The 22,613-nt window shown below is 40.1% G+C and carries 20 protein-coding genes, 1 tRNA gene and 1 rRNA gene; 1 reads left to right on the top strand and 21 read right to left on the bottom strand.

The window, feature by feature from the left end:
• The 14 genes from ACFQ19_RS19480 to spoIIE form a co-directional block, all read right to left on the bottom strand.
• Positions 1-118 (bottom strand): 16S ribosomal RNA (locus ACFQ19_RS19480); the annotation flags it as partial.
• Positions 119-669: 551 nt separating this feature from the next.
• On the bottom strand, positions 670-2,154 hold the full coding sequence (lysS, locus tag ACFQ19_RS19475; RefSeq protein WP_379594434.1) for a lysine--tRNA ligase: 1,485 nt from the start codon (positions 2,152-2,154) through the stop codon (positions 670-672).
• Between the two features lie 100 nt (positions 2,155-2,254).
• On the bottom strand, positions 2,255-2,749 hold the full coding sequence (gene folK, locus ACFQ19_RS19470) for a 2-amino-4-hydroxy-6-hydroxymethyldihydropteridine diphosphokinase (protein WP_379594433.1): 495 nt from the start codon (positions 2,747-2,749) through the stop codon (positions 2,255-2,257).
• A complete protein-coding gene (gene folB, locus ACFQ19_RS19465; protein WP_379594431.1) occupies positions 2,746-3,111 on the bottom strand; it encodes a dihydroneopterin aldolase in 366 nt (121 codons plus the stop codon). Before folB ends, folK begins: the two co-directional genes overlap by 4 nt.
• A 44-nt stretch (positions 3,112-3,155) precedes the next feature.
• The gene (gene folP / locus ACFQ19_RS19460) at positions 3,156-3,968 is read right to left on the bottom strand and encodes a dihydropteroate synthase (RefSeq protein ID WP_379594429.1); all 813 of its coding nucleotides are present in this window, start codon (positions 3,966-3,968) and stop codon (positions 3,156-3,158) included.
• Between the two features lie 155 nt (positions 3,969-4,123).
• Positions 4,124-5,053 (bottom strand): cysteine synthase A, encoded by a 930-nt coding sequence (cysK, locus tag ACFQ19_RS19455; protein ID WP_379594428.1) that lies wholly within the window; start codon positions 5,051-5,053, stop codon positions 4,124-4,126.
• Positions 5,054-5,247: 194 nt separating this feature from the next.
• The gene (hslO, locus tag ACFQ19_RS19450; protein WP_379594440.1) at positions 5,248-6,120 is read right to left on the bottom strand and encodes an Hsp33 family molecular chaperone HslO; all 873 of its coding nucleotides are present in this window, start codon (positions 6,118-6,120) and stop codon (positions 5,248-5,250) included.
• A gap of 52 nt (positions 6,121-6,172) precedes the next feature.
• Positions 6,173-6,943, bottom strand: a complete 771-nt coding sequence (locus tag ACFQ19_RS19445) for a type III pantothenate kinase (RefSeq protein ID WP_379594426.1) — start codon at positions 6,941-6,943, stop codon at positions 6,173-6,175.
• A gap of 319 nt (positions 6,944-7,262) precedes the next feature.
• Positions 7,263-9,338, bottom strand: coding sequence for an ATP-dependent zinc metalloprotease FtsH (ftsH, locus tag ACFQ19_RS19440; protein ID WP_379594424.1), 2,076 nt, complete (start codon positions 9,336-9,338; stop codon positions 7,263-7,265).
• Positions 9,339-9,623: 285 nt separating this feature from the next.
• Positions 9,624-10,178: a hypoxanthine phosphoribosyltransferase gene (hpt, locus tag ACFQ19_RS19435; RefSeq protein WP_379594423.1), complete on the bottom strand. Its 555-nt coding sequence runs from the start codon at positions 10,176-10,178 to the stop codon at positions 9,624-9,626.
• 12 nt (positions 10,179-10,190) lie between these two features.
• Positions 10,191-11,579, bottom strand: coding sequence for a tRNA lysidine(34) synthetase TilS (gene tilS / locus ACFQ19_RS20355; RefSeq protein ID WP_449290094.1), 1,389 nt, complete (start codon positions 11,577-11,579; stop codon positions 10,191-10,193).
• Between the two features lie 145 nt (positions 11,580-11,724).
• Positions 11,725-12,666: a protein kinase domain-containing protein gene (locus tag ACFQ19_RS19415; RefSeq protein ID WP_379594421.1), complete on the bottom strand. Its 942-nt coding sequence runs from the start codon at positions 12,664-12,666 to the stop codon at positions 11,725-11,727.
• The gene (locus ACFQ19_RS19410; RefSeq protein WP_379594419.1) at positions 12,629-13,366 is read right to left on the bottom strand and encodes a hypothetical protein; all 738 of its coding nucleotides are present in this window, start codon (positions 13,364-13,366) and stop codon (positions 12,629-12,631) included. The genes ACFQ19_RS19415 and ACFQ19_RS19410 overlap by 38 nt, the downstream gene beginning before the upstream one ends.
• Before the next feature lie 104 nt (positions 13,367-13,470).
• Positions 13,471-15,933, bottom strand: a complete 2,463-nt coding sequence (spoIIE, locus tag ACFQ19_RS19405) for a stage II sporulation protein E (protein WP_379594417.1) — start codon at positions 15,931-15,933, stop codon at positions 13,471-13,473.
• Between the two features lie 420 nt (positions 15,934-16,353).
• On the opposite strand from spoIIE, the gene ACFQ19_RS19400 reads away from it, so the two are divergent.
• A tRNA-Met gene (locus ACFQ19_RS19400) sits at positions 16,354-16,427 on the top strand.
• A gap of 135 nt (positions 16,428-16,562) precedes the next feature.
• Here ACFQ19_RS19400 and ACFQ19_RS19395 read toward each other — a convergent pair.
• The 7 genes from ACFQ19_RS19395 to ACFQ19_RS19365 form a co-directional block, all read right to left on the bottom strand.
• Complete coding sequence (locus tag ACFQ19_RS19395) at positions 16,563-16,949, bottom strand: S1 domain-containing RNA-binding protein (RefSeq protein ID WP_080871805.1); 387 nt, start codon at positions 16,947-16,949, stop codon at positions 16,563-16,565.
• Between the two features lie 70 nt (positions 16,950-17,019).
• Complete coding sequence (locus tag ACFQ19_RS19390; RefSeq protein WP_379594415.1) at positions 17,020-17,400, bottom strand: FtsB family cell division protein; 381 nt, start codon at positions 17,398-17,400, stop codon at positions 17,020-17,022.
• A 71-nt stretch (positions 17,401-17,471) separates the two neighbouring features.
• On the bottom strand, positions 17,472-18,062 hold the full coding sequence (gene yabQ / locus ACFQ19_RS19385; protein WP_379594413.1) for a spore cortex biosynthesis protein YabQ: 591 nt from the start codon (positions 18,060-18,062) through the stop codon (positions 17,472-17,474).
• Positions 18,059-18,361 carry a sporulation protein YabP gene (gene yabP, locus ACFQ19_RS19380; RefSeq protein ID WP_379594412.1) on the bottom strand — a complete coding sequence of 101 codons (303 nt, stop codon included), beginning with the start codon at positions 18,359-18,361 and terminating at the stop codon, positions 18,059-18,061. Before yabP ends, yabQ begins: the two co-directional genes overlap by 4 nt.
• A gap of 282 nt (positions 18,362-18,643) precedes the next feature.
• A complete protein-coding gene (locus ACFQ19_RS19375) occupies positions 18,644-18,904 on the bottom strand; it encodes an RNA-binding S4 domain-containing protein (protein ID WP_379594410.1) in 261 nt (86 codons plus the stop codon).
• Entirely contained in the window at positions 18,891-20,372 is a 1,482-nt protein-coding gene (locus ACFQ19_RS19370) for a bifunctional methyltransferase/pyrophosphohydrolase YabN (RefSeq protein ID WP_379594408.1), read from the bottom strand. Before ACFQ19_RS19370 ends, ACFQ19_RS19375 begins: the two co-directional genes overlap by 14 nt.
• Positions 20,369-21,979 carry a putative polysaccharide biosynthesis protein gene (locus ACFQ19_RS19365; protein ID WP_379594406.1) on the bottom strand — a complete coding sequence of 537 codons (1,611 nt, stop codon included), beginning with the start codon at positions 21,977-21,979 and terminating at the stop codon, positions 20,369-20,371. The genes ACFQ19_RS19370 and ACFQ19_RS19365 overlap by 4 nt, the downstream gene beginning before the upstream one ends.
• Between the last annotated feature and the right edge of the window lie 634 nt (positions 21,980-22,613).

The following is a 22,613-nucleotide window of genomic DNA, read 5'->3' as shown; positions in this document are numbered from 1 at the left end:
CCGCCGCTCGTTCCACGAACTTCCCTCCGAAGAGTTCCGTTCGCTTCCCGCGCTCGACTTGCATGTATTAGGCACGCCGCCAGCGTTCGTCCTGAGCCAAGATCAAACTCTCCATAAAAGTGTTTGTATTTCTTAGCTTTCAGAAGTCATTACTGACTTTTTTAAGAAAAACGAGGTTGTCTTTCTTCTTTCGTACTGGTTGTTTTGTTCAGTTTTCAAAGAGCAATTTGTATTTCTTCGCCTCAATTTGGCGACTTTATTAATATATCACATTATGATTTCCCTGTCAACAACTTTTTAAAATTTATTTTGTCGTTAACTTGTTGAATCGTTTGTGTGATGCGCATTGCTTAATGCAACGATAATTAATTTATCATGATTCCAATTTGAAAGCAAGCATTTTTTAAAATAAAATTGCATAAGATAAATATTTCTATAATTCTTTTTATTGCAGCATCTTTACAAAATCTTTACATACCGGTTTTCATAAAGATTTCCAATTACCTTTATCCTTCATATATAAAAAGCACCGACAGCAATTTTCTTTACCGCCGGCGCTCTTTATAACGCAACATAATAATTTATTGTCATGTAACTGGCCAGAATCGCGCTTACTTGTCCTGCCAGATAATTTCGCCCGTTGAAAATCTCATTAAAGGAAGTTTCACTTTATTCACGGTCTTTCATTTGCGGGAATAATAGTACGTCCCGAATGGAAGGAGAATTCGTTAACAGCATAACCAAACGGTCTACTCCAATGCCTAAACCGCCAGTTGGAGGCATGCCGTATTCTAATGCTTCTAGGAAATCTTCATCCATATAATGTGCTTCATCATTTCCTTGGTCTCTTTCTTTTACTTGTGCTTCAAAACGCTGACGCTGATCAATTGGGTCATTCAATTCACTAAAGGCGTTAGCGTGCTCCCTTCCTACAATAAATAACTCGAAACGGTCTGTAAAACGTTCATCCTCTGTATTCTTTTTAGCTAGAGGAGATATTTCTACAGGATGTCCGAATATAAATGTAGGCTGAATAAGGGTTTCTTCTACCTTCTGCTCGAAAAATTCATTTACTATGTGACCAAATGTCATTGCATCTGTGATTTCAACGTTGTGTTCCTTCGCTAAATCGCGTGCTTCTTCATCTGATAAATGCTGCCAGAAATCTACACCCGTTTCTTGTTTAATAGCGTCTACAATGTGCATTCTTGTCCATTGAGACCCCATATTTACTTCATGGTCTCCATATTGAATTGTAGTTTTTCCGAATACTTCTTTTGCAATATGTGCAATTAAATTTTCGGTAAGATCCATAATATCATGGTAGTCTGCGTATGCCTCGTACAATTCAATCATTGTGAATTCAGGGTTATGCCTTGTTGACACCCCCTCATTACGGAAAACACGACCAATTTCATACACTTTTTCTAACCCGCCGACAATTAGACGTTTTAAGTGTAATTCAATCGCGATTCGCATATACAATTCCCTGTCTAGCGCATTGTGATGTGTAATAAATGGACGTGCGGATGCTCCGCCTGGAATACTGTGCAACATTGGTGTTTCCACTTCTAAATACCCTTGAGCATTTAAATATTCCCGCATGGCTTGAATAATTTTACTGCGGGCGACAAACGTATCTCTGCTTTCCGGATTTGTAATTAAATCCAGATAACGTTGACGATAGCGCTGCTCAATATCTTTTAATCCATGATATTTTTCCGGTAAAGGACGCAGAGATTTTGTTAATAAATGAAATTCTTTCGCTTTAACAGATAATTCTCCGACCTTTGTTTTAAACATGACACCTGTCACACCGACAATGTCACCTAAGTCTGCTGATTTAAATATTTCATATGCTTCTTCACCGATAGCATCTTTACGGACATATAATTGAATCTGGCCGCTCACATCCTGCATATGCGCAAATCCAGTTTTTCCTTTTCCGCGTTTTGTCATTAAACGCCCCGCGACGGTCACCTCATCTGTCATTTCCTCCAGTTCTTCCTTGGAAAACTGATCATATTTCTCAATTAAATCTTGTGATAAATGGGTGCGTTCAAATTTTTCGCCGAATGGATTTAATCCTTTTTCAATATATTCCGCAAGCTTATCTCGTCTTACCTGCATATGGTCATTTAATTCTTCTGACACTTCTACCACTCCACTTCCAAATAATTAATAGACTATTTTCTAACCTGATTATTAAAACAGTGACTGCTTTATCTTTACGAAGAATAACCTCCGCTGCTTTTTATATCTCTTCCTTCCACAGCCGGACATCCGCATGATCCTGCTCTGGAAGTTCTTTTAAATGAGCTTCTGCTGACTTTCCATGTACAGGTAAAGCCGGGGCGATTTCCGTCAGCGGGATTAATACAAAAGCCCGTTCATGCATGCGAGGATGCGGTATAATCAATCTTTCTACTTTACTATTTTCATGATTAAATGTCAAAATGTCAAGGTCTATGGTCCGCGGTCCAAATCGGATATTGCGTTTTCTCCCGAGTTCTTTTTCGATCTGCTGGCAAACATCAAGCAACTTCATGGATGATAAACTGGTTTGCAGCTCTACTACCATATTTAAAAACTCTGCCTGGTCTTGATATCCAACCGGAGCTGTTTCATATACAGAGGATTTTTTCTGAATCGTTATATCTTTATTTGCATCCAGTAAGTCCAATGCTTGCTTTACATACGCTTCTCTTGGTTCAATATTTGTTCCAAGTGCGATAAATGCTTGGTTCATATTGCTCTCTCCCTATTAATTTCTACAGATACCGATTCATAATGACCTGGAATCGGCGGGTCCGGTTTTGTCACCACAATCGAACATGCTTCCAACGAGCTAAAAGAAGCAAAAAGCTCCTCCGCAATTGTCTCTGCCACTGCCTCAATTAATTGAAAGCATCTGTTCTCCACAACGTGCTTTATGTTTTCATATGCTTCTCCATAATGTATCGAATCTTCCATTGCATCTGATTTCCCCGCTTTTTTTAGCGACAGATAAAGGGTGGCATCAACATTAAAACGTTGTCCCAGTGTATTTTCTTCCGGCAAAAGCCCGTGATATCCATAAAACTGCATCTGTTTTAAAATGATTTTATCCATTCGTGTCCATCCTTCCTGCTAAATCTATTCTTCATAAATAACATCTACAGCTTTGTCTGGTAAATCGCGTCTGCTACTTTTGCTGCTTCCAGATTTGTTTTCACATCATGGACACGGACAATTTGTGCCCCTTTAGCAATCCCGACGACTGTTGTTGCCGCCGTACCAATATCTCTTTCAGGCGCTGCAGCATCTAAAATATCACCGATAAATCTTTTTCGTGACGTCGCCAGAAGCAGCGGATATCCAAATATCTGCAGTTCTTGCAGTTCTTTAATCATATACTGATTCTGTTCCATTGTTTTCGCAAAACCGATACCAGGGTCAAGAATAATCTGATTATCCGCTACACCTGCTTTTTTTGCAATCGAAATACTCTCTTGTAAATCTGCTTTCACATCCGTTATAAAATCGCTGTAATTCATATCTGTCCGGTTATGCATTAAAATAAGCGGCACTTGATAACGTGCAGCAACCTTTGCAATTTCAGGATCCTTTTTTGCACCCCAAATGTCATTTATCATAGAAGCACCAGCCTTAACAGCCTGCTCTGCTACCTCCGATTTAAACGTATCGACAGAAATAGGTATCTGCAAAGAATCTTTTAGAGCCTTAACAATTGGAATAATTCTCTCCAACTCTTCTTGCGCGCCTACAGGAGTATGGCCCGGACGAGTGGATTCCCCGCCGATATCAATGATATCTGCTCCTTCTTCCTCCATTTTCTTTGCTCCGGCAATTGCTTTTTCCATCTCTGTATATTGTCCGCCATCCGAGAAAGAATCCGGGGTGACATTTAATATCCCCATCACATGCGTCCGTTTACTTAAATCTAATTGAAATTCTTTTACAAGCATGACTCGTTTTTCCGCCTCTTTCCTATTAAAAATATATCTATTCTACATCCTACCTCAAGAAGTGACAGAAAAAAAGTGGGGAGCGCCAGTTAAAAAGAAGAACATAAAAAAAGAAACCAACCGTTTAAAGTTGATTTCTTTTTCTTCTTATTATTTTATTCGTCATCTTCAAATTGATAAAGCGGTGTAGAAAGATAACGTTCGCCGTTATCAGGCAGGATAGCCAGAACTTTCTTGCCTTTACCTAAATCTTTCGCCACTTTCACTGCTGCAGCAACTGCCGCTCCGGAAGAAATACCTCCCAAAATGCCATTGGTAGTAGCAACTTTACGTGCTGCTTCAAAAGATTCTTCATTTCCAATCGGCAGAACGTCATCATAAATAGCCGTATCTAGCACTTTCGGTGTGAAACCTGCTCCAATCCCCTGAATTTTATGCGGGCCAGGATTTCCGCCTGAGAGTACGGGAGAATCTTCAGGTTCAACAGCATAAATTTTCACATCATTATAATGTTTTTTAAGTACTTTCCCTGCTCCAGTAATTGTTCCGCCTGTTCCAATACCGGAAATAAAAGCATCCAGACCGTCCGGCATCTGTTCTACAATTTCTTTACCTGTTGTTTTTTCATGAATCTCTGGATTAGCAGGATTATTAAATTGCTGCGGCATAAAATAGTCATTTTCTTCTTGTAATTCATTAGCTTTCGCAATAGCACCCTTCATCCCTTCGGCTCCAGGCGTTAACACCAATTTTGCTCCATAAGCTTTTAATAAATTACGGCGCTCTTTACTCATCGTATCCGGCATAACAAGAATGGTCTGATAACCCTTCGCCGTAGCAACCATTGCTAAACCGATTCCTGTGTTGCCGCTGGTCGGTTCAATGATGGTATCTCCAGGTTTTAAGTCCCCAGATTCTTCTGCAGCTTCAACCATTGCTGCTGCAATACGATCCTTTACTGAGCTTCCCGGGTTCATAAATTCTAATTTTACATATACATCTGCACTATTCTCATCCGTAATATTACGGAGCTTTACAATTGGTGTTTCCCCAATTAAACCTGAAATGTTATTTACAACTGTCATATAACCCCTCCTAAAAACCAAGTATTTTTATAAGATTTATATATAATGTATTTCTTTATAGCCAAAATGTCAATCCTAAAGCCAAAAAAAAATGCCTATTTTTTCTATTCCACAAAATCAGATGAATATAACATCTGATTTTGTTTATGTAAAAACAACCCTGATACTTCTGTTCTGTATCAGGATTGCCTTTTCTAAGATTGTTTCAGTTCCTCTAACTCTTCTTCTGTAAAAGTATAATGCTCATTGCAGAAATGACAGGTTGCTTCTGCTCCGTGATCTTCATCAATCATTTGCTGAATTTCTTCGTCACCTAATCCAATGATAGCATTCGCAAGTCTTTCTTTCGAACATTTACATTGAAATGCAATGGGCTCTTTCTCCAATATATTGACATTTTCTTCATCAAATAAAGAATACAGGATTTCTTCAGGTGATTTTCCTTCCCGAATAAGGGTAGAGATAGCAGGGAAAGATTGTATACGATCTTCTAACCGCTCAATAGCTGATTCATCTGCTCCCGGCATAACTTGTACAATAAAACCGCCTGCAGCTAAAATACTCAAATCCGGATTAACCAGAACTCCTGCACCTACTGCTGACGGAACTTGCTCAGAAGTTGCAAAATAATACGTGAAATCTTCCCCTATCTCACCGGAAACAATCGGCGTTTCCCCTGTGAAATAGTCTTTCATCCCTAAATCCTTGATTACACTGATATTTCCATCTGTCCCAACTGCTTTCGCTACATCCAGCTTGCCATTTTCATTTAAATCAAAATCGACATGCGGGTTGGTCAGATATCCACGCACATGACCTTTTGCATCACCATCTGCAACGATTGCACCGAGCGGTCCGCCTCCGATTACTTTTACCGTAACGGAGTCATCTCCTTTTAACATCGCTCCCATCATAGCTGTGATGGTAATCGTACGACCCAGCGCTGCAGAAGCTGTTGCCCATGTATCTTGCCTTCTGCGAGCTTCTTCTACTGTATCTGTAGACGTAATTGCATAGGCGCGAATCATTCCATTATCTGTTGTTGCTTTAATAATATAATCTTTCACTATCATCATTCCTCCATTTTGATGTAATCAACAGACTTTCCAGTATCTGCAATCAGTTGCCATACTTATTATAAATAAGGTGCAGTCCATTTAACGTTAAATAGGATTCAACAGCATCAATCGTTTCCGATTCATGTGCAATCAATTTTGACAAACCGCCTGTAGCAATAACAGTAGGGTTTGTCCCTTTTTCTTGTTTCATCCTTTTTACCAGTCCATCGATCTGTCCAATATAGCCGTAGAAAACACCGGATGTCATTGCCTCGACTGTAGAAGAACCAATCACATGCTGCGGTTTTTGAATTTCAATTTTTGGCAGTTTCGAAGCCCTTGTATTTAAGGCTTCCATTGAAATATTCACACCTGGCGTAATAATCCCCCCAGCATACCTTGCTTCTTCATCCACATAGCAATACGTGGTTGCGGTACCGAAGTCAATAATAATTAACGGTGCACCGTATTTCTCAATACCTGCTATCGCATTAACAATCCGGTCCGCTCCAACTTCAGAAGGGTTTGGATAATTCATTTTTATCAGCCTGTCATAAGAAGTTTTCCCAATAACTACTGCTTCTATATTAAAATAATCCCGGCTCATTTTCTCTAAAGCAAACATAATAGGCGGTACAACAGAGGAAATAATAACACCTGTAATATCTTTAAACTGGATGCCTTTATATTCAAATAAAGAATGAATAAGCATACCAAATTCATCTTCTGTCTTATAGCGATCTGTTTTGATACGCCAATGGTGCTTCAATTGGTCATTATCAAAAACGCCCAGTACAGTATTGGTATTCCCTACATCAAGCACAAATAACATCTATACATCATACCTTCCTTTATTTCTTTGGAAAACCTGGTATTTATTAAAGGAGCTTTGAAAGCGAACACTGCTCTCTTCGCCTCCTTTATACGCTGGAATATAAAACTTTCAACCGTACGTCTCCCTAAAAACAGTGGTGGATTCATCCTGTTGTCAGGTGAATCCGACCTCTGAGCAAAAGCGTGTTGTTCTTACTTCCCAACTTTTAATATAACATACTTTTTTTCAGCAAAAACAAAAAGCGCGGATACTGCGAAAAAAAGAAGCAGCCTTTCTACTTCCCTGGCTGCTTCTTTTATATCGTTTTTCCAAATGCTTAGTTTTTGCGGTCTGAATCGGAGTCTGAATCGGAATCAGAATCTTTTTCTGTATTTTCCTCCGAATTAAAATCAGATTCAGGTGTTTCATTTTCGTCAGAATCGCTATTCATAATCGAATCATCAATATAAGCATTGGATTTACTTTCTGCTTTTTCTTTTGCTTCTTCAAAAGAAAGACCTTTTTTATCGTCATCTTCTTGAGAGTGGATACTTACTTTTACATCATCGGAATCCTCTTCTGGTTCCGGAAGTGTTCCATTTTCAAATAGAGACTTAATTTGTTTTGCATCCAATGTTTCCACTTCTAATAATGTCTGCGCAAGTAATTCCAGCTGCTCTTTATGCTCCGTCAGAATAGTTTTTGCACGATCATAACAATAGTTAATGAAATTCTGCATTTCTTGGTCAATATCTTGTGCAATGGAATCCGAATAGGTTTGTTCATTTTGAATGTCACGGCCAAGGAACACATTTCCGCCGCCGCCGCTACTGAATTGAAGCGGGCCAATCTTATCACTCATACCAAATTCGGTAATCATCTTATGCACAATACTTGTTGCACGTTGGAAGTCATTGGAAGCACCGGTACTCACTTCCCCAAACATGATTTCTTCCGCAACTCGTCCACCAAGTAAACCAGTGACTTTATCAAACAACTCCGGTTTTGTCATGAAGTAACGGTCTTCTCTTGGAAGCATGACAGCATAACCGCCTGCTTGGCCACGAGGAACAATCGTAACTTTGTGGACCACATCCGCATCATCAAGTACCATACCGATGATTGTATGACCACTCTCATGGTGGGCAACAATATTTCTTTCTTTTTCAGAAATAACTCTGCTTTTCTTCGCCGGACCTGCAATAACACGGTCAATTGCTTCATCAATATCCAGCTGGCTGATTTTATTACGATCCGCTCTGGCAGCTATTAATGCCGCCTCGTTAAGCAAGTTCTCTAAATCTGCACCAGAGAATCCTGGTGTACGCATAGCAATTGTGCGTAAATCAACTGTCTCTTCCATTGTTTTGTTTCTTGCGTGTACGCCAAGAACAGCTTCGCGCCCTTTCACATCCGGACGGTCTACCATAATTTGTCTGTCAAAACGTCCCGGACGCAGCAAGGCAGGGTCAAGAATATCCGCACGGTTTGTTGCAGCAATCATGATAATACCTTCATTTGCTCCAAATCCGTCCATCTCAACCAATAGCTGGTTTAATGTTTGTTCACGTTCATCATGTCCACCGCCAACACCAGCTCCACGCTGACGGCCAACGGCATCAATTTCATCAATAAAGATGATACATGGTGAATTTTTCTTCGCATTTTCAAACAAATCACGAACACGGGATGCACCAACACCGACGAACATCTCAACGAAATCGGAACCGCTGATGGAGAAGAACGGTGTTCCTGCTTCGCCCGCAACTGCTTTCGCTAATAATGTTTTACCTGTTCCCGGAGGACCTACAAGAAGGACACCTTTTGGAATACGTGCACCTAATTGCGAGAATTTACGCGGATCTTTTAAGAATTCCACGACCTCAACAAGTTCTTGTTTTTCTTCGTCAGCACCTGCAACATCTTTAAAGCGGACTTTTTTCTTATCTTCAGAGTACATTTTTGCTTTACTCTTACCGAAGTTCATAACACGGCCGCCGCCACCGCCGCCTTGTGCCTGACTAAGGATAAATAGTAAGAATAGACCGATTAATAGGAATGGAATAATTCCAGTTAAGAATGTAAGCCAAGGACTTGGCTGTTCTTCTTCTTCAACCGTTAGTTCACTTTGACTGCTTGCTGTCTCTGTGATTTGTGAAACAAGTTCATCGTTATCTGGCACCTGAGCCACAAATTCTGTTTCATCATCCATTAACGTTCCCGTTAAACGGATAATTCCATGTGATGGTTGAAAGGTCAATTCCTGAATCTCACCATTATTTAAAGCACTCATAAATTGCTGTACATCATACTGCTCCTGATCTTCGCTCGGATTATTAAATACACTGATTACACCAATAATGATAATAAACAAGAGTACGTATACGAAGACCTTACGAAATATCTGATTCATTGCTTACCTCCTCCCAAATGGGAAAAACTATAGTAAATCGTATCATAGTAAATTCGCTTTATACAAATAATTTAACCATTTTTGACGAATTATTTTTTTACCGTGTTTCAGAAGTTCAAACTCTCTGTAAACACAAGATTTTATGAATCGAATGATTGCAAAATGCCTATGGATGTTCTCCAGATTATTTTATCAAATTTACACACTGTTCACGAAGGAAAAGCTTTGGCTCTGCGTGGCGTGGTTTACAGCTCATCCGTATTTCAGAATGTATCACTTTTCTTTTCAGCCGCCATAAACTTCTGGTTTTAACACACCAATGTAAGAAAGGTTTCTGTATTTTTCTGCATAATCTAAACCATAACCGACAACAAATTCATCCGGAACTTCAAAACCAATTAAATCGGCTTTAATATTCGCTGTTCTCCCGGCAGGTTTATCAAGAAGAGTCACAATCTTGATAGAGTTCGCTTTACGATATTTAAACAGATCTACTAAGTAACTTAAAGTAAGCCCGCTATCAATGATATCTTCCACGATAATAATATCGCGTCCCTCGACTTTTGTATTCAAGTCCTTCACAATTTTTACTTCTCCTGTGGAAGATGTACCGCCATCATAGCTTGACACATCCATAAAATCCATTTCTAAATGGGTTTCTGTGCGGCGGAGAATATCAGACATAAATGGCAATGCGCCTTTTAACACACCAATTGCCAAAGGAAACCTGCCCTCATATTCTTCTGTTAATATAGCGCCCAGCTCCTTGCATTTATTCTGAATTTCTTCCTCGCTGATTAAAATTTTTTCAATTCCGTTATGAATTGTTCCTTGCACCATTATTTTCTCCTCCTAGTTTTGTATCGGGCTAAACGTCAGCTTTACATGCCTTCCTTTATCATTTTGTGCAATCTCCGCTTTTTTTACACCGGCTACCCAAAGAATGTCCCCTTTATCATCCGTAATAATCGGCCAATTATCCCGCAAATTTTTTGGTATTTTAGCATCTATAAAAATATCCTTCACCTTTTTAGAACCATTCATCCCTTTTACAGACATACGATCTCCCGCTTTTCTTACTCGGATATGTAGTGGTAATAAAACAGCGTCTAACGGAAAAACAAAAGAATTTTCATCCTCTTTTAGGGGTTCTTTCATCATCGTTGCCTCGACCCTTGTTCCATCAGAAAGCTGTACTTCGCCAGGAACTGTCAATAAAGAAGCATGAGCCTGCTTCCTGGATGGCTGATGACCAAATTGCAGATATATTTGCCCATATGTATTTGTCATACGGAGCCTTAAAGGAAAATCCATACTCAAGCTTCCATTCCGGCGCCTTAACAGGTCAAAAAAATTTACTTCGTGGATATAAGATAGGTCTTTAGGTAAGGTTCCATACAGATAATTTAATATTAGATGAAAGGCACGTCTTTGTAAAGCATGAGGAAACTTTGAAAAAGCTTCTGCAGCAAAACAAACTTCCCGCTTCTCTCCGCGAAATTCCACTACTTTATTCACCATTGCTTCAGCCTGTTCCTGCAAATAGATTTCATCCTGAGATAATGTTTCATTAAGCGTCTGTATTGTCTCTGCCATATTTGGATTTTTCTCTTTCAATAGCGGAACAATATTTTTACGGTAGTCATTTCTCGTGTACGAATCATCCGCATTTGTTTGATCCACCCGGTAGCTCAATAGATACTTTTCCAAATAAGTAAGGATGTTATCTTTGGTTGTACCTAATAAAGGACGGATGATTTCACCCTCGGCAAAATCGCGCCTTACAGGAATACCTTTGAAAGCATTCGAAGTTCCCATTCTCACCATCCGCATCATCATCGTTTCAATCTGGTCATCGGCATGATGGCCAAGAGCCAAAGCATCTGCCTTTTTTTCATACATCAGCTCTTCATATACACTGTAACGTAATTCGCGCGCAGCAACCTCTTCACTGACACCCATTTCTTTTTGGTACTGCCTGACATCTACTGTTTTCACCACACAAGGAATGCCCCATTCCCGGCAAATTTCTTCAACAAATCGGCAGTCCGCTGCAGAATCTCCGCGCAATCGATGATCTACTGTTACAGCTGTCAGATCCAACTGCCATTTTAAATGTTGTTTATAAAGGAAATGTAAAAGCGCGATCGAGTCCGGCCCTCCTGAAACACCAATAAGAACAGTAGTATGTTTTTGAATTAATTGATGCTTTTCAATAAAGGCACACACTTCCTTCTCCATCTCATTCTTCCTCCATCCAGATTTCCCGCCTGTCTTACGGTCATTCTCAACCCGAAAAAACTGTATTTTGTCTACGCTTCTATCATACTCCTTTTTAAGAAACGGTTCAAAAGAGAGAACGCCAAACGACGCATCTTTTTTGATATCAGGGTAACAGCATAGAAATAATCCAAAACACAGAAGCCACCAAAGAAATACTGAGCGATTCTTTCACTGGATAAACTTTCTTCTGCTGCGTCTTTTGTCGATATTGACTGCGTCTGGGCTGCACCTGTTTGATCTTACCAATAACGTCCCTTTTCATTTCTGTTGCGGCAGTGTACTTCCCTTTTAATGCTTTTTTTAGAATTGGATACAGCAATTGTAAATCTCTGGCACGATACAACTTTTTCTCCAGCAGTTTCTCGGAAGACTCTCCTGATATACGATCAAACCGACGCGGATAGTAAATATGCAGAAACACCATCGCAACAGCAAATAAATCATAACCCGGCTCGGCTTTGCGTGTACCCAGCCCCCAGTATCCGCGGTCAAAAAAAGCAGTATACTCTTTTATCGAACGTCCCATCCTTGTTGTCCCGCCTACATCTACCAAACGGATTCTCGGCGGATTCGACTCTACAACAATATTATCCGTTTTTAAATCGCCAAAGACCCAGCCTGCCTGATGGAGCTGTTCTAAATCATCCAGCAGCTGAACCATTAAGGGGCCCAGCCACTTCTTTCCATTCAGCTGAATAAAATCACCCAGTTTTTGCCCTTCCATGTATTCCATCACATAGAAGGAATACACTTTCCCATTAGGAGCTTTCCAATCATCCACATCCAATAAAGAAGGCCCAAGGCGATATCCTTGAACCTTTTTCAACGCTTTGAGCACATTGACTTCCACCGTTACAGCTGCATCCTGTTCACTTACTTTTAACGCAACAGAATGTCCTTGATACAGGCAGAGATACACCGTACCAATCGCCCCTTCACCAATTTTCCGGATAACGGTGTACGTTTTTTGATGCCACTTCCCAATTACCTGCTGCTGGGCATGTAAACTAATAGCCGGTTTCTTCCACGTCGAATGGTTCTTCATCCGAATTCCTCCGTAGCTGCTTTTTGCTGAATTGGTACATCGCTGCACGTAATGCCGGACCAGTCGGCGTTATCCCGCCACTTGTCAGTTTGGGGAAAACTTTAGAAATTCCATCCAGTCTTGGTGCCCAATCAAGTACAAGTTCAATATCACTTCGTCTTCCCGGAAACCGGTAAATACAAAAACGATTTTTCCCGACACGAGCATTTAAACTCATCGATAAATCAAAAAGGGCTTCCTTCACCGTTTCTAAGTTATCACGCATACTTGCACTGCTGTCAACAAGAACAACGACCTCTAAATCACTGGTTTCGCCTAAATCTTCAACGACTTCCATAATCTCACCGCGTTTATCCGGTTCCAGTTCCTCCATAGACTGACCTTTTCCTAAAATACTGCGCAGCTCTTTATTGACAAAACCTTGCAGTGTTTGCGTCATTGCCTGTCTTGTCACCATCTGTACCGTTTGAGATAAGCGCTCGCTATAGACAATTTGGCTGATCCCGCCGCCGGATACCGCAATATCTTCCACTTCCTCAAGACCTTCCGGATGTTCTGTCTGAGCATCATCTAAAATACCAATCACATTCACTGTAATTCCTTGCTGATGCGCTAAATTGGCGACGATTGCCGGGTCTTCTCCTTTATTAGAGCAACCATCTGTTAATAGCAAAATTTGTTTTAATGTTCCCGCCTTCATTTTTTATATACCTCCTCAACTTCCATTACCATCATCACCAAATTATATTTTCTATATACATCTATTTAATGATTTGATAGAGAGAAGTATATAAATCTGCATGTCTACATCATAACCATCTTCCCTTTATGAACCGGCACATTCGACCATTTCGGTGTATTTTTCTGTACTTTGGCAACTAACACCGTCATATCATCATGGATATTGCCTGATCGAGTACGAATTACTTCTTCCAATAGTAAATCAGCAATTTCCTGTGGATTTTCCGTATCCATTTCTTTGATCTTCCGCTTCAACCAAATATCGATATTTTCTACATTTTTCGGTCCGTCAAAAATCCCGTCACTCATCATAATTAATAAATCATCCGGCTTTAATTGCTCGCTGACGATATCGACATCAAACTCTTTTATAATTCCCATTGGCAGATTACTTGCCTCTATCTTTATCATGTTATTCCCCCTGCGGACAAAACTTGGTGTCGAGCCAATCTTTAAAAACTCAGCAGACGCATTATGCAAATCAACAACCGCTAAATCAAGCGTTGCAAACATTTCATCGGTTGTACGTAAGGCGAGGATAGAATTAATTGTTTTAATTGCAACTTTCTCCCTTATACCTGTTTGTAAAATTTGTTGCAGCAAGCGCAGGGTCTCTGCACTCTCCTCTTTGGCACGTTTCCCATTCCCCATACCGTCACTGATAGCCATAGCAACTTTGCCGGCACCGAGTTCAATCGTGGTGAAGCTGTCTCCGGATACAATCCCCCCTCCTTTCGCAGCATTTGCTGCCCCCGTCTCTACGGTAAACTCCCTGGCCGAACTGAAGACAAAGTGACTGTAGCCATATGGGAAAGCAGAAATATCTTCATCCTTTACAACAATCATTTCATCGAGCAGTTCGGAAAGAATGGGCGCAATCAATTTTTCCGCTTCCCCGTGATATTCGTAAAAACTTGTCGTCAATTCAATATCTACATTCCCTTTCTCCAAGTGATAAATATCCAAACGAACGAGTTCAATGCCCATCTCCTTAAGTGCATGAACAATTTGCGACTCCTGTAATTCATGATGCTGCCGTTCTTTTAATATTTCTTTGGCAAAATCATTCATCACATCAGATACTCCCTGGAGCTGATCAGAAACCAAACGCTTGCTTTCTGTTACCTGTTTCCTAAGCTGTTGGTTCGCCTCATAGAAGCTCATTTCCGAATGCATGGCTTCCATTACCTGCCGCGGTTTCACACAATGATTTTCAAATTGCTTCACGATATTGCGGTGAGGTTCTTCCCCGGCAGTTATATTCTCTTTCATCGCTTCCATCAGCGAATAGGTTTTATCAAAATCTTTCTGCCAGCATTTACTCTTTAAAAAACAACCCTGGCATGTTTTTTCTGTCACCTGGCTTAAAAAGTAATCGGTATCCCGCTTTTCCTCCCATTTTTCATCGCTCATCGTCCTATCTGTTACAGCAAAACTTTTGGACAATGCCTCAAAAACACTTGAAAATTGCTCCACACGTTTGGCTGTAACATTACGCACCTTTTGCGAATACTGTTCCTGCTCATTGGTGTATGCTTCTGTCCCCGGAATATAACGGGCAATCTGCTCAAACCAGGACGCAGGTGTCAGCAGAAATAAAATCACGGCCATCAGTGATTCCGTTAACGACGGTAATAGCGCCACACTTTCCCCGTACACACCAATCAAACCTGTCCCGATTAGGAGACCCACCGCCGTCCCGGGTTTCTTGCCTTCCTTCAACAAACCGCCAAGCACCCCTGAAAATGCCAGTAAACTCATCTGATACAGATTGGCAACATTGGCCAGAGATAAAATCATCCCTGCAACAACCCCCACCGTCGACCCAATTGCCGCTCCGCCAATAAATGCAAACACTAAGACAAAGTATCTGGAAAACACCTGCTCCAGCGATGCACCATATACCTCCCAGCCAATAAATCCAGTTAATACCGAAGCAATCAGAATAATTAAGCAGACAATTTCTTCACTTTTCAAAGCAGGTTTATAACGTTTTGGTGATAATAACGGAATACTTTGCATAAATATAAGTACAAGAATAACTCCAAGTATTCCTTCAACGGCTAACATCATCCACTCAAAGGATGATATCGTACCTTGAATAGAATAGAGAAACATTCTTGGCAGACTCGTTGCCAAAAAGACAGTAATAGGCAGCACCCATTGCTGGTTTTTAATAGACTTTACTGCTGCCGATATAAAGATAAATAAGATAAAAGCAAGAAAAATATAAATCACATGCTGCATGGAATAGGTTACTGCCCCTAAAATCACAGCAATCATAGACCGGAATGATTTTTCCCGGTGGACAAGCCACATGCTGGCAATGAACGCTACCGCAAACGGAGACACCGTCTGCAAAATAACAGCTCGTCCCAATAAGAAACCGGTAATATAAAATAACCAGCCTTGCGCAATTAAGATATGATTCACCTTCGACGTAATCTGTTCTCTCCACTTTCTCTTTTTGCCCGCTTTCTCGATTGCAATGCTTCCTGACTCCACCCTTGGAATTGAACCTATCATTTTATCCACTCCTATCTTTCCAACTAGTAAAACACAAGCAGGGTTCTTTTTTTGTCAAAAAAACATAGCGGTTTCAAAAAATCGTTCGACGTAATTTTGGTAAGTTAACATTGTTTTTGCAAAAAGGGTGCGGATGAAAACAGCTGTCTATTTCTGACTGCCGTATAGAAGAGGCAAGCTTTTACCGGAAGAAACTTCTTTCTATTTATGTTTTTATCACTCCGCAGCTTTTTAGATATTATTACATCATTTGTAGAAAAAATGAGTGGAAAAGTAGTTCTTTTTCATACACTCGACAAGATAAGCAACCTTTTTAAACCCTTTTCATAAAAAATAACGGACTTTTAGGAGCAAAATATATCCAGAAGGTATTGACACTTTATATAGTCTGTTGTATGATTCTTCTTGTCGGTTTTACATGGCGGTGTAGCTCAGCTGGCGAGAGCGTACGGTTCATACCCGTAAGGTCGGGGGTTCGATCCCCTCCGCCGCTATTTTAAATAAGTATGAAAAAAGCTCATTTCCAAATTTGGAAATGAGCTTTTTTTTGCAAAAGGCATAAAAGAAGCAGGAACCAACGTCCCTGCTTCTTCATCTATCCATAGAGCATTATTCATAGACAGCAACTGCTATCCTCTTCTTGCACCCCGGCCACCACGCTTTGATTCGGTATGCTTTTTCAAAGAGGCTAAACGATCCTCGGAATCCTTCAGGAAACGATTCATTTTGGACTCGAAGTTCTCTGTGCGTTCTTTTTGACTCTTTTGACGTACTTTCGGGCGATCTTTCGCCTTTCTAATGGACAGGCCAATTTTGCCATCCTTCTCAACATTAATGACTTTAACGGTCACTTCATCACCTACCGTTAAATGTTCATTAATATCTTTTACATAATTGTCAGCAACCTCACTAATATGAACGAGACCTGTTTTTCCTTCTTCTAACTCCACAAAAGCTCCAAAATTAGTGATTCCGGTTACCTTTCCTTGCAGCTTGCTGCCTACTTCAATTGACATAAAAGAAATGCTCCTCCTTAAAAGATTAAATGTTCTTCAATATATAGTATATTAATCAAAATAAAAAGTGTCAATATGATGGGGCTTCATCCGGTAATTTAAATATTAATTCCCCTTCATTAGAGAAGAAATAGTTCGTTCTGGCAATCTCAAGAACATATTCTTCATCCTTCAAGTTCTCAATTTCATTATTTAAATCCGTCTCCTGCTGATTTAGATCTGCAAGCTCCTGCTCCAACTGTTCGTATTCTTCCATTTTTTCTGCTTTCAGCGCACGCTGATTAAAATGATAAATGGACATACTTCCTACGATAACAGCAACGACGATTGCATACATTACCAGCCTTCTGGTAAGACGCTGTTTTTTTCTGTTCTGTCTCTCTATGTATGCATCGTACTGGTTCGCGGATTTAGATGAAAGCTTGGTCACTTTCTCCTCTTTTTCCTCCACAGCTTTTACCTCCTTTGCTAAGACTGCATTCATTAAGAATGATGTTTAAAAAATTAAATGAATACATTCCTTTAATCATCTTTTTTAAACACGTATTTATTAATTATATTCTTTATTTTACTATAAAATCCTGCTACGTGCAGAAAGAAATTTTGAATCGATGAGGGACAAATTCGATAAATTGCTGTTCCTACCCATCGGAAAGGGGTAAATAAAAATCGGCACAGCCATGCGATTATTTTGAAAACGCCAAACAGGATTGTTTTTATCATACGATAAAACATCAAGAATATCCACTGTAAAGGGGAAATAACTAAAAGTTTCAGTAATCTTTCTATACCTCGATAGATGGTTTTAAAAACTTGAATGGCGTACTCCAATACATTTTTGTACGTTTGTTTGGCCAAAGCCTGGTAAACAGAAAAACCAAGGAGACACGCTAATACGATATAAACTCTGAGCTCTCCCTGGTTCACTCGATATAATATATAAAATAAAATGCCAGCTTGTGTCATCCAGAATAATATTTCTAAAAAATAAGTTAAAAACAACCGCCCCTTCCAATATACCGTGAAGCGGCGGAAGGTTTCCTGAATAACGCCTAAATAAAACCCGCTTACAATCATGGTAAGGAGTGTTAAAAACTGGGTAGATAACGTCATCGGAATATCTTGCTAAAGAAGCCTTTAGCTTTCTCCTGTTGCTGTTCATCTACATAGGAAAGCTCATATATCTTTCCTTTAATAGTGACAATCCCCTCTGTCACATCTAAATTTTTCAACTGCAAATTCTGTCCGCGAATAATTAAATATCCCATCACCGTCTCTAAGAGAAATGCTTCATTATCAAAACTATCCACTTCTTTGACGCCCGTAATTTCAAGGTTTTTTCGTTTGTCTACTTTTACCGTATGCTCTGGTTCCGTATGATTTCGTACATCCCTATTCTCATAATAATTCATATAAAAACCCTCCCTGTCATGAATAGTTTATGACGGGAGGGACAAGTATAGAACTCTTTCTAAGGGTTATTCAAAAAGTCACTAAATGATAAGCTGCGAATCTCTGCGTTGACGTGTTTTTTTCCGATAATCACGTATGATAAGCATAGAGGATCTTCTACTAAGAACGCCCACGTCCTGTGGGCAACGTAGAAATCACCACATCCTGTGGAAGTCCGTTCGGAAAAAACATGTCGCCTTGATCTTCTTGCTTCTAATTTGGCAACTTTTTGAACTATATTTCTACTGCTCTAATTTCTCTTCTTTTAAAATTGTATATAATGTTTCTGTTTCATCTTTGCGGACATTTTCACGCAAGGAGTTTACTTTTAACGTAACCCGCTTTTGTCCAAATCGAATCACGAGTTCATCTCCTTCTGAAAGGACAGTGGATGCTTTCGCCTGATTCCCGTTCACAGTAATTCTTCCTTGCTCTGCAACTTCTTTGGCCATTGTACGGCGTTTAATGATACGGGATATTTTTAAAAATTTATCTAATCTCATCTTCCTGATCCTCTCCTATTTTTGATTTTTTAGCTTCGTCCCAGTAATTATCCATTTCCTGCAGAGAAGCGTTTTGTGGTGTTTGATTGTTTTCCAGCAGTTTTTTCTCTATATATCGAAACCTGCTGCTGAATTTTCGGTTAGCACGTTCTAATGCGACTTCAGGATGTACTTTATAGTATCTTGAAATATTCGCCAAGACAAATAATACGTCTCCCAGCTCTTCTTCTACATCTGCAGCATCCTTTTCCTCGATCGCTTCCATTACTTCATCTATTTCTTCCTTCAATTTATCCCAGACTTCTCCGACATGTTTCCATTCAAATCCGACACGACCTGCTTTTGAAGTAAGCTTATATGCCTTGGTTAAAGCAGGCAGATAAGAAGGGATACCATCAAGCACGGACTCTCTGTCTTTTCCTTTTTCCTGCTTTTTCAGTTCTTCCCAGTTTTCCAGCACTGCTTCTTCCGTATCTGCTGCTGTTGTTTGAAATACATGTGGATGACGATAAATCATTTTATCGGAAATCGTCTGAATCACATCATCAATTGTAAAATAACCATTGTCCTCGCCAATTTGGCTATGCAATAAAACATGCATCAGCAAATCGCCAAGCTCCTCTATGATATGGTCATCGTCTTCTTCATCAATGGCTTCAATCAACTCATAAACCTCTTCAATCGTATGATAACGCAACGATTCATGGGTCTGCTTCTTATCCCAAGGACAACCGTCGGGTCCGCGAAGCACTGCCATTACCTCCCGTAAAAACGGAAATGTATGATGCAGATACCCTTCTGGAACCGGAGGAATGTAAAGAGTGGTTAAATTACTGATCTCCATAGTGTGATCCAATGCTTCCAATGGGATTTTTGTTATTTTTTCCGCACTGCTTCCAGCTGCATCGACGATATAAATCGTATAATCAGGCGGCAGATCCTCTAATAAAGTCAGCTTGACATCCGAGGCAATAAAAGCATCATATACTTGGCATACAAATATATGTTGACGTAGTTGCAGTTGATTACGCCTGAAATCTGTCCCGTCTACAAATTGGAATCCCTCGATAGGATCAATCTGCATGGCGGTAAATACATCATCTAAATAGCTTTGACCCCCTGCAATCGATACGTCTACTTCTTCTTGTTCCAACAGAAGCTGTACCGTTTTCTCTGCGAGCATAGGGTGTCCGGGAACAGCATAAATAAGCGGTTCATCACTTGTTTTCGCTGTTTCTGTCAACTCTCTGGTAATACGCTCATATACCGTATCAAACTGCGCTTCTTCTTCATAAAGCTGATCAAAAGAAGTAAAAAAAATCCCTTCCTCTTCCAGTGCCTGAATGACCGGATGATGATATGTTCTTGCATAAATGGTTTGTTTTGTTTGTATTAATTTTCGATATATCCCGAGCGGCAGCTGTTCTAAATCACCTGCGCCCAGCCCGATAACCTCTATTTGCTTCAAAGTTGTTTCCTCCCGTGATAAATACGTAACAAGTACGCTGATTTTGGTAAAATACGAATCTGTGATTCAGTCAATCCACCGGTTTTCAGCAATAAAAACAGGAACAGCACTGCTCCTGATGCCGATATAAACAGCACATATATAAACAAGAGCCACCTTATCTCTATCACAAAAGCAGAAAAAATCCCTTGCATGATCAAAAGATAAGCAACCATTGCGGCACTTGCCATCATTAAACTCTTCCATGATACAGAACGGAATAATGGCATATTGGGCAACTTCCGATAAAGCTCCATAACTACCAGAAATAATAGCACGCTCAAACTGACAACAGTTGCGATACTCGCCCCATACATTTCAAACAGTGGAATAAGAATCAGGTTACTGCACACCTTCACGATAAAGGAAATACCGATAAATACAGCTGTGCGTACAATCATTCCTAAACTTTGCAGAATGGATGCACCGATAATAGAGATCGTAGACATCGCAATCGCAACAATCAGTATTCTTAACACGCTTGTTCCCTGTGTATTTTTATACAGTAATTGGTTCACTTCCGGAAAAATAATAAAAAGTCCGATAACAGCACCAATGGCAATAAATATACCGATATGCAACGCTGTTTGAATATGATTCATTACCTGTTTTCTCTGCTCTTTTAACTTCTGATAACTGATGGCCGGTATGATTGCTAAAGCAATCGACGAACCGATAATCGTCACCACCTGTATCAGCGGCTGTCCCCGGTCAAACACACCTTTCATTTCTTTTGCAGCTATTTCTCCGGTTCCTTCTGCTATTAATTTTGGTACAAATGTGAAAGTATCTGCTAATTGCATTAATAAAAGCGTCATATGATTCATCGCAGCAGCTATCCCGAATAACAGCAACGTTTTTATATATTTCTTCCATGGAACAGTTTCTCCACGGGGAGAAACTTGCATTACTGCATGGGATGCATATCGATTTTTATAATAGAAAAATAACAGAATAGCGAGAGCACTGAAACTTCCAAGTAATGAAGCAAGTACCGCTGCCGTTCCAATCGCATATATTTGAAAAATGCCCCGGCTAACCAGCCACGCTCCCGCAATAATCGTACCGACACGAATAAACTGCTCTCCAATTTGCGATAGTGCCGTTGGAGCCATTTCATATCTTCCCTGCTGTATACCTCGGAATAATGCCAGGACAGGAACAACAAGAAACAACACTGCTGTAAGCTGATATAATCCGATAAAAGATGCATCTCCCGCTAAATAGGCCAATAAAGGAGCCGTAAAATAAATTATCGCAATAAGCAGGATATGAAAACTCCCGAGAATCAGAAGAATCGGTCGATAAAATCCTTGCCAAGACAACGTTTTTCCTTTTTCTATTTCAGTTGCTGTCAAGGAAGAAATAGCGGAAGGAAATCCATACAACGCAAGCATCATCGCAATGCCCAGCAACGGATAAAGCTGCTGATACATATAAAATCCGATATCCCCTGTTAAGTTTTGCAAGACAATGCGGTAAACAGCACTAAACACTTTACTTATCAAACCGGCGATACTCAAAAGCAGCGCCCCTTTGATCAACCGGCTTGTTTCATTATCTGACATGACGTATTTTTCCTTTTCCAAATAAATTTCTCTTAAGTATATCATATCAAGGAAGCATGTACTTTATCATTTATTACCGGATGCTTTTCATAACAACTCCACTTTCACACCTAAGAATAAGCATATAAACCTTGCTGCTCCAAGATGAACATGATCTCTATTACCATGCTTGCTTTTCGTTCAATCATCTTTTTATTTTTGAACAGGATATGGTGTATAGCTTCCACTCCGGCAAAGCCCTTCGCTTTCCAAGGGGACGGCTTCAGCTCGCCCTGCGATGCACAACTCTTTTCGATGGGGTGAATAAGCGCACCCCCAGGAGTCACAGTTTTAGCCTGCAAACCACTTAAGGAGTCTACGTGGTTGGCCTGCGCTCTAATAGGATGCTACAACTCTTGGAAGTAATAACATCTTGATGAAGTTAGATGAAATAATGGCTTTTCAGCCTGAAATCATTTATTTGTTCAGCTATTGCAAACGTATAGAATATCCCACTAGCGGAGGCGAACCGTTTTGACTCCTGAAAGGAAAGCGGAAAGCGTCGTTTAAAAACGTAACAACTGGACCGAAGCAACTGAGATAAAGGAATCACCGTGAGTTTACGAACGGATGATGACTTTCACCCGCGGGGCAT

This window comes from Oceanobacillus locisalsi (assembly GCF_042675985.1).
GTDB lineage: Bacteria > Bacillota > Bacilli > Bacillales > Amphibacillaceae > Oceanobacillus > Oceanobacillus locisalsi.
The sequence above is the reverse complement of the archived record's forward strand: the minus strand, read 5'-3'. Positions and strand labels throughout refer to the sequence as shown.

What these genes read in the sequence shown, in the direction of transcription:
- folK (WP_379594433.1), bottom strand. Translation starts at nt 2,749, where the DNA reads ATGAACCAAGCATTTATCGCACTTGGAACAAATATTGAACCAAGAGAA.
- folB (WP_379594431.1), bottom strand. Translation starts at nt 3,111, where the DNA reads ATGGATAAAATCATTTTAAAACAGATGCAGTTTTATGGATATCACGGG.
- folP (WP_379594429.1), bottom strand. Translation starts at nt 3,968, where the DNA reads ATGCTTGTAAAAGAATTTCAATTAGATTTAAGTAAACGGACGCATGTG.
- cysK (WP_379594428.1), bottom strand. Translation starts at nt 5,053, where the DNA reads ATGACAGTTGTAAATAACATTTCAGGTTTAATTGGGGAAACACCAATT.
- ACFQ19_RS19445 (WP_379594426.1), bottom strand. Translation starts at nt 6,943, where the DNA reads ATGTTATTTGTGCTTGATGTAGGGAATACCAATACTGTACTGGGCGTT.
- ftsH (WP_379594424.1), bottom strand. Translation starts at nt 9,338, where the DNA reads ATGAATCAGATATTTCGTAAGGTCTTCGTATACGTACTCTTGTTTATT.
- hpt (WP_379594423.1), bottom strand. Translation starts at nt 10,178, where the DNA reads ATGGTGCAAGGAACAATTCATAACGGAATTGAAAAAATTTTAATCAGC.
- tilS (WP_449290094.1), bottom strand. Translation starts at nt 11,579, where the DNA reads ATGGAGAAGGAAGTGTGTGCCTTTATTGAAAAGCATCAATTAATTCAA.
- ACFQ19_RS19415 (WP_379594421.1), bottom strand. Translation starts at nt 12,666, where the DNA reads ATGAAGAACCATTCGACGTGGAAGAAACCGGCTATTAGTTTACATGCC.
- ACFQ19_RS19410 (WP_379594419.1), bottom strand. Translation starts at nt 13,366, where the DNA reads ATGAAGGCGGGAACATTAAAACAAATTTTGCTATTAACAGATGGTTGC.
- spoIIE (WP_379594417.1), bottom strand. Translation starts at nt 15,933, where the DNA reads ATGATAGGTTCAATTCCAAGGGTGGAGTCAGGAAGCATTGCAATCGAG.
- ACFQ19_RS19395 (WP_080871805.1), bottom strand. Translation starts at nt 16,949, where the DNA reads ATGTCAATTGAAGTAGGCAGCAAGCTGCAAGGAAAGGTAACCGGAATC.
- yabQ (WP_379594413.1), bottom strand. Translation starts at nt 18,062, where the DNA reads ATGACGTTATCTACCCAGTTTTTAACACTCCTTACCATGATTGTAAGC.
- yabP (WP_379594412.1), bottom strand. Translation starts at nt 18,361, where the DNA reads ATGAATTATTATGAGAATAGGGATGTACGAAATCATACGGAACCAGAG.
- ACFQ19_RS19375 (WP_379594410.1), bottom strand. Translation starts at nt 18,904, where the DNA reads ATGAGATTAGATAAATTTTTAAAAATATCCCGTATCATTAAACGCCGT.
- ACFQ19_RS19365 (WP_379594406.1), bottom strand. Translation starts at nt 21,979, where the DNA reads ATGTCAGATAATGAAACAAGCCGGTTGATCAAAGGGGCGCTGCTTTTG.